16 protein-coding genes and 1 tRNA gene are annotated in these 9,674 nt (G+C 57.4%); 8 read left to right on the top strand and 9 right to left on the bottom strand.

Features of this window, described 5'->3' with window-relative positions; translation table 11 throughout:
- Nucleotides 1-24 precede the first annotated feature (24 nt).
- The 3 genes from FZZ85_RS06130 to FZZ85_RS06140 are packed head-to-tail and all read left to right on the top strand — an operon-like array spanning nt 25 to nt 2,990.
- Nucleotides 25-1,674 (top strand): SulP family inorganic anion transporter, encoded by a 1,650-nt coding sequence (locus FZZ85_RS06130; RefSeq protein ID WP_226413196.1) that lies wholly within the window; start codon nt 25-27, stop codon nt 1,672-1,674.
- Entirely contained in the window at nt 1,667-2,713 is a 1,047-nt protein-coding gene (gene pyrC, locus FZZ85_RS06135) for a dihydroorotase (RefSeq protein WP_226413198.1), read from the top strand. The genes FZZ85_RS06130 and pyrC overlap by 8 nt, the downstream gene beginning before the upstream one ends.
- Nucleotides 2,688-2,990, top strand: coding sequence for a thioredoxin family protein (locus FZZ85_RS06140; protein WP_025362365.1), 303 nt, complete (start codon nt 2,688-2,690; stop codon nt 2,988-2,990). Before pyrC ends, FZZ85_RS06140 begins: the two co-directional genes overlap by 26 nt.
- 7 nt (nt 2,991-2,997) lie before the next feature.
- Here the strand turns inward: FZZ85_RS06140 and FZZ85_RS06145 are convergent.
- Nucleotides 2,998-3,086, bottom strand: a tRNA-Leu gene (locus tag FZZ85_RS06145).
- Between the two features lie 39 nt (nt 3,087-3,125).
- Between FZZ85_RS06145 and FZZ85_RS06150 the strand changes: the two genes are divergently transcribed.
- The 3 genes from FZZ85_RS06150 to trpA are packed head-to-tail and all read left to right on the top strand — an operon-like array spanning nt 3,126 to nt 4,585.
- Nucleotides 3,126-3,377: an NAD(P)H-quinone oxidoreductase subunit L gene (locus tag FZZ85_RS06150; protein WP_226402680.1), complete on the top strand. Its 252-nt coding sequence runs from the start codon at nt 3,126-3,128 to the stop codon at nt 3,375-3,377.
- Between the two features lies 1 nt (nt 3,378).
- A complete protein-coding gene (locus FZZ85_RS06155; protein ID WP_226413200.1) occupies nt 3,379-3,735 on the top strand; it encodes a DUF3007 family protein in 357 nt (118 codons plus the stop codon).
- A 34-nt stretch (nt 3,736-3,769) separates the two neighbouring features.
- Nucleotides 3,770-4,585 (top strand): tryptophan synthase subunit alpha, encoded by an 816-nt coding sequence (trpA, locus tag FZZ85_RS06160; RefSeq protein ID WP_226413202.1) that lies wholly within the window; start codon nt 3,770-3,772, stop codon nt 4,583-4,585.
- 71 nt (nt 4,586-4,656) lie between these two features.
- Here trpA and FZZ85_RS06165 read toward each other — a convergent pair whose 3' ends face one another.
- Nucleotides 4,657-5,028 (bottom strand): AbrB family transcriptional regulator, encoded by a 372-nt coding sequence (locus tag FZZ85_RS06165; protein ID WP_226413204.1) that lies wholly within the window; start codon nt 5,026-5,028, stop codon nt 4,657-4,659.
- A 98-nt stretch (nt 5,029-5,126) separates the two neighbouring features.
- Here FZZ85_RS06165 and FZZ85_RS06170 point away from each other — a divergent pair, with 98 nt between their 5' ends.
- A complete protein-coding gene (locus tag FZZ85_RS06170; protein WP_226413206.1) occupies nt 5,127-5,396 on the top strand; it encodes a YciI family protein in 270 nt (89 codons plus the stop codon).
- Here FZZ85_RS06170 and FZZ85_RS06175 read toward each other — a convergent pair.
- Entirely contained in the window at nt 5,372-5,728 is a 357-nt protein-coding gene (locus tag FZZ85_RS06175; protein WP_226413208.1) for a c-type cytochrome, read from the bottom strand. The two genes, FZZ85_RS06170 and FZZ85_RS06175, sit on opposite strands and share 25 nt — an antisense overlap.
- 19 nt (nt 5,729-5,747) lie before the next feature.
- A complete protein-coding gene (locus FZZ85_RS06180) occupies nt 5,748-5,981 on the bottom strand; it encodes a DUF3136 domain-containing protein (RefSeq protein WP_226413210.1) in 234 nt (77 codons plus the stop codon).
- A gap of 90 nt (nt 5,982-6,071) precedes the next feature.
- Here FZZ85_RS06180 and FZZ85_RS06185 point away from each other — a divergent pair, with 90 nt between their 5' ends.
- A complete protein-coding gene (locus tag FZZ85_RS06185; protein WP_226413212.1) occupies nt 6,072-6,602 on the top strand; it encodes a Nif11 domain/cupin domain-containing protein in 531 nt (176 codons plus the stop codon).
- A 475-nt stretch (nt 6,603-7,077) separates the two neighbouring features.
- On the opposite strand, the gene FZZ85_RS06190 is transcribed toward FZZ85_RS06185, so the two are convergent.
- From FZZ85_RS06190 to FZZ85_RS06210, 5 genes are all read right to left on the bottom strand, one after another.
- Complete coding sequence (locus FZZ85_RS06190; protein WP_226413214.1) at nt 7,078-7,572, bottom strand: phosphate-starvation-inducible PsiE family protein; 495 nt, start codon at nt 7,570-7,572, stop codon at nt 7,078-7,080.
- Nucleotides 7,573-7,577: 5 nt separating this feature from the next.
- Nucleotides 7,578-7,778, bottom strand: coding sequence for a hypothetical protein (locus FZZ85_RS06195; RefSeq protein WP_226413217.1), 201 nt, complete (start codon nt 7,776-7,778; stop codon nt 7,578-7,580).
- Between the two features lie 82 nt (nt 7,779-7,860).
- Nucleotides 7,861-8,181: a hypothetical protein gene (locus FZZ85_RS06200; RefSeq protein WP_226413219.1), complete on the bottom strand. Its 321-nt coding sequence runs from the start codon at nt 8,179-8,181 to the stop codon at nt 7,861-7,863.
- A gap of 24 nt (nt 8,182-8,205) precedes the next feature.
- The gene (locus tag FZZ85_RS06205) at nt 8,206-8,571 is read right to left on the bottom strand and encodes a YkvA family protein (protein WP_226413221.1); all 366 of its coding nucleotides are present in this window, start codon (nt 8,569-8,571) and stop codon (nt 8,206-8,208) included.
- Nucleotides 8,572-8,639: 68 nt separating this feature from the next.
- Nucleotides 8,640-9,566, bottom strand: a complete 927-nt coding sequence (locus FZZ85_RS06210) for a sigma-70 family RNA polymerase sigma factor (RefSeq protein WP_226413223.1) — start codon at nt 9,564-9,566, stop codon at nt 8,640-8,642.
- Between the last annotated feature and the right edge of the window lie 108 nt (nt 9,567-9,674).

Genomic DNA, 9,674 nt, shown 5'->3' on the forward strand with positions numbered 1-9,674 from the left:
CATCTGGGTAATAGATAAGAAACCTTGTTGAACCGGATCAGCACCAGCAACCTGCGGGGTGACGCCTTTGGTGGCTTGACCGCCGCGGTGATTGCTCTGCCGATGGCTCTGGCCTTCGGGGTTGCCGCAACGGGCGACCCTGCCCCTGGGCTTTGGGGGGCCGTGATCATCGGCTTGGTGGCGTCTGTTTTCGGCGGAACGCCCACCTTGATCTCCGAACCCACCGGTCCGATGACGGTGGTGTTCACCTCGGTGATCCTGAGCTTCACCGCCACCGCTCCGGACAAGGAAACGGCGATGGCCATGGCCTTCACCGTCGTCATCCTGGCGGGCCTGTTCCAAATCCTTTTCGGCGTCTTCCGTCTGGGTCGATACGTCACCCAGATGCCCTACACGGTGATCTCCGGCTTCATGTCGGGGATTGGAGCGATCTTGGTGATTCTCCAGCTGCCCGCCTTCCTGGGGCAGACCGTACCGGGCGGGGTGATGGGAACCCTGTCCAGCCTGCCGGACTTGATTGCTGGTATTCAGCCTATGGAGCTGTCGCTGGCTTTGATCACTGTCGCGATCCTCTGGTTCACCCCAGCCAGTGTGAAGCGTTTCTGTCCGCCGCAGCTGTTGGCTCTGGTGTTGGGAACGGTTCTGTCGATGACCTTGTTCCACGACGCTGGCCTCAAGACCATTCCGCCGTTCAACGCTGAGCTTCCCAGCTTGCATGTGCCCACCTTTTCGGGTGGACAGCTGCGTTTGATGTTCGTGGATGCAGCTGTGCTGGGCATGCTCGGCTGCATCGATGCGCTGCTCACGTCTGTTGTGGCCGACAGCCTCACCCGCACAGAGCACAACTCAAACAAGGAATTGGTTGGCCAGGGACTGGCCAACATTGCTTCGGGCGTCTTTGGAGGACTGCCTGGAGCGGGAGCCACCATGGGCACCGTGGTCAACATTCAGGCCGGTGGACGTTCGGCCCTATCGGGCATTGTCCGGGCAGTGATTCTGATGGTGGTCGTCTTGGCCGCTGCCCCTCTCGCATCCACGATTCCCCTCGCTGTGCTGGCGGGCATCGCCCTGAAGGTGGGCATCGACATCATCGATTGGGATTTCCTCCAACGGGCCCATCATCTCTCGGTGAAAGCGGCCGTGATCACTTACGGCGTGATTGCACTCACGGTGCTGGTCGATCTCATCACTGCAGTGGGCATAGGTGTTTTCGTGGCCAACGTTCTCACCATTGATCGGATGAGTGCGTTGCAGTCCAGAAAAGTGAAAACGATCAGCACCGCCGATGATGATGTTGAGCTGACGAATGAAGAGCAGGTTTTGCTGGATCAGGCCTCCGGCAAGGTTTTGTTGTTCCAGCTCGCCGGTCCGATGATCTTCGGTGTGGCCAAGGCCATCTCGCGCGAGCACAACGCCATTGGCAATTGTCAGGCGGTGGTCTTCGACCTTTCCGAGGTGTCACACCTGGGGGTCACCGCTGCAATCGCCCTCGAGAATGCCGTCAAGGAAGCGATTGAAGAAGGCCGTCAGGTGTTCCTGGTGGGTGCAACCGGCAGCACTGAGAAGCGTCTTCAGAAGCTGAAGCTGTTGGAACGGCTTCCCCAAAGCCACATCAGTGGTGATCGTCTTGATGCCTTGCGCCTTGCCGTGAACGGTTTGCCGCTGAATGTCTGATCAGATCTCGATCATCGCTCCAGATGATTGGCATGTTCATCTCCGCGATGGAGAGATGCTGAACCAGGTTGTGGCTTTCACAGCCCGCCGTTTTCAGCGCGCCATCGTGATGCCTAACCTGCGTCCCCCTGTGACCACGGTGGCTGCTGCACGTGCTTACTGCGACCGCATTCAGGCGGTTTGCCCCGCTGATCTGGAGTTCACGCCCCTGATGACGGCGTATCTCACGGATTCGATTTCCCCTGCCGAGCTGGAGACGGGGTTTCGCGAGGGCGTCTTTGCTGCGGCCAAGCTTTATCCGGCCAACGCCACCACCAATTCCGCAGCAGGGGTGACGGATCTGCTGGAGATCGATCCTGTGCTGGAAACGATGGCCCGGATCGGCATGCCATTGCTGATCCACGGTGAAGTCACGGATAGCGAGATCGACATCTTCGACCGTGAGGCGGTGTTCATCGAACGCCATCTGGCACCGCTGCGGGACCGCCATCCCGAGCTGAAGGTTGTGTTCGAGCACATCACCACCGAGCAAGCGGTGCAGTACGTCAGCTCAGCGGATCGTCATCTCGCCGCCACCATCACCCCCCACCATCTCCACATCAATCGCAACGCCATGTTTGCTGGCGGGTTGCGGAGCGATTTTTATTGCCTCCCCGTGGCCAAACGGGAATGTCACCGACAGGCCCTGCGCCGGGCGGCCACCAGCGGTGACCCACGCTTCTTCCTCGGCACCGACACGGCACCGCATGAGCGGGTATCCAAAGAAAGTTCCTGCGGATGCGCAGGCATCTTCAATGCACCCTTCGCCCTGGAGAGCTATGCCCAGGTTTTTGATGAGGAAGGCGCTTTGGCCAATCTCGAAGCCTTCACCAGTCTGAATGGCCCTGCCTTTTACAACCTTCCGGTCAATAGCCGTCAGATCACGTTGCAACGTCGTGACCATCTTGTGCCGGAACTTGTGAATGGACTGGTTCCTTTCCATGCTGGAGAGATCTTGTCCTGGGCAGTCGCCGATGCATCTGATCAAGTTCAGCTCTGAAGATTGCGGCACCTGTCACCGCATGAGTCACTACGACGGCAAGGTGGCCGAGGAACTCGGCTGCAGCTTCATCTCCGTGATGCTGCAGGACACGGAGATGTATCGGAAATACCGGAAGATTCTTCTCAAGCAATACCCCAACAAGGAGGGGATGGGCTGGCCTACCTATCTGCTAGTGAACGATCCTGATGGAGATTTTTCGATCGAAGGAGAACTGAAGGGCGGCATGCCCAAGGGAGATTTCCGCACCAAGCTCGCTGAGTTGCTGCCGTCTTGATGGCGGGTGGTGGGGGCAGGGGGACTTGAACCCCCACAGGCCTTTCGGCCCAAGCGATTTTAAGTCGCGTGCGTCTACCGATTCCGCCATGCCCCCGCCAGGACATCTTAGATTTCCCCAAGCTGTCCTCAAGCCTTGGACCTATCGTCCCTGCTTTCTCAAGTCCCACAGGACACGTTGTTGGTTCTATTGGCCTACATCGTTCTGGGCGGCCTTTATCTCGTTGTGATTCCCCTCGCCCTCTACGCGTGGATGAATCAGCGTTGGCATCGCATGGGCAAACTGGAGCGTCTGGGGATTTATGGAATGGTCTTCTTCTTTTTCCCAGGGATGATCCTGTTTGCCCCCTTCCTCAATTTCCGGCTGAGCGGGCAAGGAGACGTCTGAATTGACGCGTGGCAAGGTTCTTCTGATCGGACTTGCAGTCCTCCTGCTTGGAGCGCTTGGGCAGGTCGGTTTTCAGGCTGCAGGCTTTGAGGGGTTTTCGGCAGGGATTGCTGCTGAGGCCCTGCTTGTTGTGATTGTGGTGGTGTGGACAAGTTCTTATCTGTTTCGTGTGGTCACCGGCCAGATGACCTACATGAACCAACGGCGTCGCTACCGCGAGGTCTACGACAAAGAGGAAGCTGAGGCGCTTCAAGCCCGATTTGACGCTCTCTCCGAGGAGGAACAGCAGGAACTGCTGCGCAAGATTGGAGCGGATGCTTCGGTTCCCACGGACGGTGAGGCCCCCGTCGACTCATAGGCTTCCGAAGTTTGTTCCTGGTCGGTTGACCGAGATGCCCAATCAGCAGTCCTCTTCCATCGCCCAGCGCTTTGAGCAGCTGAAGCAGGACGGTCGCCTCGCCTTGATGCCATTCCTAATGGCCGGCGATCCGGATCTCGCAGTCACCGCTGATGTGCTCCTCAGTCTGCAAAGCGCGGGTGCCGACATGGTGGAACTGGGAATGCCGTACAGCGACCCACTCGCTGATGGGCCGGTTATTCAGGCTGCTGCTTCTCGTGCCCTTGATGCTGGAACCACCCCTACGGGTGTTCTGGACATGCTGCGGTCGTTGAAAGGGCAGCTGCAGATTCCCGTGATCCTGTTCACGTATTCCAATCCACTGCTCAATGTGGGGATGGAGGCGTTTTGCCAGTCTGCAGCGGAGGTTGGAGCCGCGGGTTTGGTGGTTCCTGATCTACCCCTCGAAGAGGCGGAGCGGTTGTCGACAATCGCAGAGCTTCATGGCTTGGATTTGGTGCTCTTGGTTGCACCTACCACGCCCCAAGATCGAATGGGTCGGATTGCGACATGCAGCCGAGGTTTCACTTACCTGGTGAGTGTCACCGGTGTAACCGGTGAGCGAGCACAGATGGAAAGCAGGGTTGAAGGTTTGGTCCAGCAACTCAAACAAACCTCGCCGGTTCCTGTTGCCGTTGGCTTCGGGATCTCCGGTGCGGAGCAGGTGCGTCAGGTTCGGGGCTGGGGTGCCGATGGAGCGATTGTGGGTAGTGCACTTGTGAAACGGATGGCTGCAGCATCTTCAGGAGAAATTGCTCAGGAAGCTGGTCGTTTTTGCGCTGAGTTGCGTGCCGCCGCTGATCAGCCCTAGTGGCTGCCATCCCGCTCAAGCCATGAAAAAACCCAGCGCTGGCCGGGGTTGCATTGCTTTCAAAGGTTCAATCACTCTTCGTCTTCGTCAGTGGCACCTACAGGTGTCAGACGGATTTGTTTGCGACCCAGTTTGATTTCAAATTCATCTCCAGACTTCAGGTCGAGCAGCGCCGTATACGCCTTGCCGATGAGCAGATTGCCGTTGCCTTGCACAGTGGCCACATAGCTGAGTTTGCGGCCGCCTTTGCCCACGCCGCCAATACCACCCACGCCAAGACTGACGCCTTTGGCTTCTAGCAGCGCTTCGTAAAAAGCGGTGAAATTCAGACGTTCAGTACCATCCTTTTTGTTGGAGACATAGCCACAGGTACGAACAAGATCAGACTTGCTGACGTCACCCAGGTCTTTGACTTTATTGAGAAGGTCGCTCCCAGTGAGCATCGCTTTCGAGAGAAATCAACCTTCACAACATAGCCCTTGTTCCAGTCTTTATGCCATCATTTTTCACTGAAAAGTTCTTCGTTGTTTCACCCTTCGCTATGGCACGTTTCGTCTTGTGGGGCACTTACTGCACGGATGCTCTTGCGAAGCGTGCTCCTTATCGTGATGAGCACCTCGCTCGTCTTCAGGCTCTTAAAGAGCAGGGGACGCTGGTCACACTTGGTCCCACCGAAGGAAGCACCCACGTTTTCGGAATCTTCGAAGCAGACAACATCTACGCCGTTCGCAAGCTGGTTGAGGACGACATCTATTGGAAGCAGAGGATTTGGACGGCGCTTGAGGTTTATCCCTGGGTCCAAGCGTTCTGAGCCTGGATGAGGACCCATTCGGCCACGAGCTGATCCCCATCAGTCCCAAGAACGTCGGCATAACCGCTCATTTGGCCTCGCCCTCCCCGGGCGATGGCTGCGATGGCCGTCACCGTCGCAATCTCATCACGCTCGAGGGTCTTCAGCTTCAGGTTTTTCCCACGGCGAATGATGTTGCCACCGTTGATGTGGCATCCAGCGCAATGCTGTTCGAACAACAGAGCGCCGGGGCTGGTGTCTGCCCCGGCTGCAAGCGATGCTCCGGTTGATCCAAGGCTCAGCAGCAGAACTAGAAACGCACCAATGCAGCAGCGCAGGACTTGGCTCAGCACAGGGATGGTGTGGCTTTGATCAGTCTGCTTGAGCAGGTGATGCCTCCTTTTGGTATCGCTGGATCAGTTCGTCGGGAGAGCGGTAGTCCTTCGGAAGCGAAGTGTGCAACCTGTTGAGGTAATCCCAGCAGACTGTCCGGCGAATGGTGTTGAGGTCGCTTCCATCGGCAACAAGGCGACGAAGGGCCTGGCAGTAGGTCGAGAATCCAGCTTCCAGATCTCCGATGGTGAGTGCCTTGGTTGCAGACGGCATGAAACAGAAGGTCAGGATTTACTGACTTTTGCGTCCATCTCTGATTTGGTCTGTTGTCAGGATCACTGTTGAAGGTGTGTGGTGGTCCTCATGGCGGAGCCGGATCTGATCCGTTTCCTCAACAAGATTTCCCAACTTCAGGTCCTTGCGGAGCGTGTGCAGAACGACTCCAGCAGCCGTGAACAGTTGGCGGCTTGTGCTGATCACAACCAGGTTGTTCAGCTGGCCCAATCCTGGGGCTTCGACATCGGTCGGCGCTGGGGTGAGCGTGACCACGCGCCGGGAGGAGAATCCAACCTGTTGGCGACCCCGTGCCCTCCTCCCGGTGAAGAATCAACGCGAGTGTTGGCGTCTGCCGAGACGTGGAGATTGCTGCTGATTGCATCCAACGGCTACTGGTCACCCCATGACGAATGGATGGACCAGGCCGATCACGAATGGGTGCTTGTGTTGCGGGGAAGCGCCTGTGTTGCCCTGCAGAACCCCGATCGGATTGTGGATCTCAGTCCTGGCGATCATCTTTTGATTCCGCCCCATCAACGCCACAAGGTGGAGCGCACGGATCCCGATCCTGGAACCCTCTGGCTGGCCATGCACTGGGATGCCACTTCTGTCCACTGAGGCACACCATTCCCACCGTGGGTTGGACAGGCCCCGAAAGGCAATGAGCACGACAGCTGATTGCCGCCGGCTTCATCGCTGACGAGAGTGAGTGCATCGAGATCGGAGGAGCCCATGACGGTCGACACTCCACCTGAGCAAACCCCAGAAGCAGATTGACTTTCTGGCCCCTGCTCCAACAGTTTCCACCCACTCGTAAGCGATTCGTCTGGCGCGACAACGAAGAGCGTCAAGCCAGTCGACTCCCCTCTGCATCGTTCGTAGGTGCCCCGCAGGAGAGCCGCTTTACACCTGGACCTGATGGCCCCAGGGTGCCTAGAGCCAGACGCTTCGACCTTCCCGTCTCAGTTCCATTGCTAAAGAAGATTTCCCAAGGCATCAGACACTGAAGTTGAGGTCGATTGCCATGCGCAAACGAGCGAGTTAGGCCGTCTTTCCACCTGGAAGGCCGGCCTTCCTGTTGGCTCGTCAACCCTCAGTCTGGGAAATCAAGCTTGGTGGCTGATCCTCCCCATCCCAGTCGCTTACGGGAGGGAGTGGCATTGGCACGCTTCACCAACCAGTAAGCGGCTGAAAGTGAGACGACTGCGATGCCAAGGCCCACCAGAAGTTGGGGTTTGTTTTCAGCGCCTGAGGGCAACACGATTACCTTTCGAGCCACTGCGGTCAGCGCGGTGACCAGAACCAGTTCGATCTGCACCACGTGGCGTCTTAGGTAACTGGTGATGTTCTGCAGCACCTCAAGGGCGATCAAAACGGTGAGCAGATCTCCGAGGATCTTGATCAGGTCATCACCCAACCACGTTGCAGTTGACCCAGCCAGCAACTTGGAGCCCAAGGAAATCATCAGCTTGATGATGGCGGCGCTGATCACCACAGCCGTGATGAGGGTTAGCAGGCGGGCGACTTCACGCTCACCAGCATCAACCAAACCAAGGAAACTTCTCTTGGAACGAGTGGGTTCGCTCACGGGGTTCAGTCGTTGAAGGGGTTGTAGCGAGGGCGAGCTTTGGTGTCGCTGGCCGGGTTGACCACTTTGGTGTCGCAGGTGACCGAACCGTCTTCTGCCGTGACGCAATCGGCTTCAATTTTGCTGTCTTTACCTGTGGCACTTCCCGGTCCCCGCACCCACCCCTCGGTTTGCGCAAAGGCCGAGGAACCGCTGAACACCGACATCATCACAGAAAACAGGCGCTGAAGGGTTGAGTGGGCGTCATCGTGGAGATGTCTGAGCCACCACTTTGCCCGTGTCGGCGCCCTAATCGGTGCAGTCGTCTCGAATTTCCTGCAAAAGAAGATCAAGTTGGCCGAACGGATCGTCCTCGGCTGTTGCGACACCGGCATTCTCGCTTGAGGGCTGGCCATGCCATTCGGCTTCAACACTGCAAAGCCGATCCGCCAGTCCAGCCAGTCCATGCAGTTTGTGTTCGCGCTCCAGCACCTCCAGCAGGGCTGGCATTCGGGTCGACACAGCACGCAAGTTTCGACGCAGGTCGGCCTGTGTGCGCCCTTGCTGCTTCAACCAGTCCTTCAGCAGCAGAGTGAGATCCGCTTCAAATTCAGGGGTCCAGCCAGACATTGATCAGCGATTCAGTTCAGCGATTCAGTGCACAAGAGGAAACCAGCGATCCAGTTTCCGGCGAGCCCGCATCCGGATTGCTGGAGTGACGTGATTGCTCCACAAACCCACCATGGCCGTAAGCGCCACCAGATCATCACTGAAACCGGCCACCGGCAGCAGGTCTGGAATCAGGTCGGCTGGCATTAAGAGATAGCTAAGGGCCGCGAGCATGGTCAGCCGCGCGGCTGAGGGGGTCTCGGGGTCAAGCATCAACTCCAGGGCTTCCAGGGCTGGGACGGCAAGACCTCTGCCGGCTCGCTGCAAAAGGCGCTGCAGCAGGCTTTCGTCGATCACCTCCCGTTCAAGCACGTCGGCTTCAACGGTGGTATGCGCAGCATGATCAGCCATGCAAAAGGAACCGATTGGACCCACTCTCCCCAGCCCCTCAGCAAAACGCCAGCGGGGCGTGCCGATGTTCAGGGTGTGGATTCCACGAGTCCGCTCTGAAGTCCCGTCTTGCGCAGTTTGCGCAGAGCCCGCTGTACCACCTGACGGCAATACTCCCGTGAACAGTTCATATGGCGAGCCACTTCAGCGAGGGTGCGCCATTCGTTGGTGCCATCCAGCCCAAAGCGCAGGGTCACAACGGTGTGTTCTTTCGGTGTGAGATTGGCTTTGGCCAGCAAGGACCAGACCGATGCGGTGCGTTCATCGATCTCGGCCCGTTCCATCGGCGGTAGCTCCTCGCTGGGCAGCACATCCACCAGCTCGGAGGGATCCGATTTCGATTTCACAACACCCTGCAGGCTCACGGTGACGCTACGCAATTCACAGGCCAGCAGATCTTCCACCTCAGCGATGGGGATCTCCATGAACTCCGCCAGTTGCTCACTGCTGGGGCTAAGGCCGTTTCGCTGCATCAGGCGTGCTTTGGCGGCCCGCAATTTGGTGAGCTTTTCGTTCACATTCACGGGAATGCGAATCGTGCGGCTTTGAGTGGATAGCGCTCGGTTCAGGCCCTGCCGAATCCACCAGTAGGCATAGGTGGAGAAACGATGGCCGCGGGTGGGGTCGTATTTCTCGACGGCACGGGTCAGGCCAAGGGTTCCTTCTTGAATCAGATCGAGCAGATCTAGACCCTTGCCCTGATAACGCTTGGCCAGATTGACAACAAGGCGAAGGTTGGACGTAATCATCTGATTCTTGGCACGTTCGCCACGGCGAATCACACCTTTTTCTTCATTGCTGTACACACATGCTGGGCCAGTTCCGCCAGCTAGATGACAGCGTTCTGTTATGGCGACCATCGCCTGAACCTTTCTCCCCATCATGAGTTCCTGCTCTGGAGTGAGCAGTTGATGGCGACCAATTTCGCCGAGAAAAGCACTCAGAGAACTCGTCATGATGGCTATACGGCTCAATTGAACCTAGAACCAAAGTGTTTTTTTCTGACAGTCATAATAAAGACTCCCGAATTAATATTTTGTGCGCTATTTCACTCTTTCTTCTTG

Origin of the sequence: Synechococcus sp. MU1642 (assembly GCF_020514115.1) — a bacterium.
GTDB lineage: Bacteria > Cyanobacteriota > Cyanobacteriia > PCC-6307 > Cyanobiaceae > Parasynechococcus.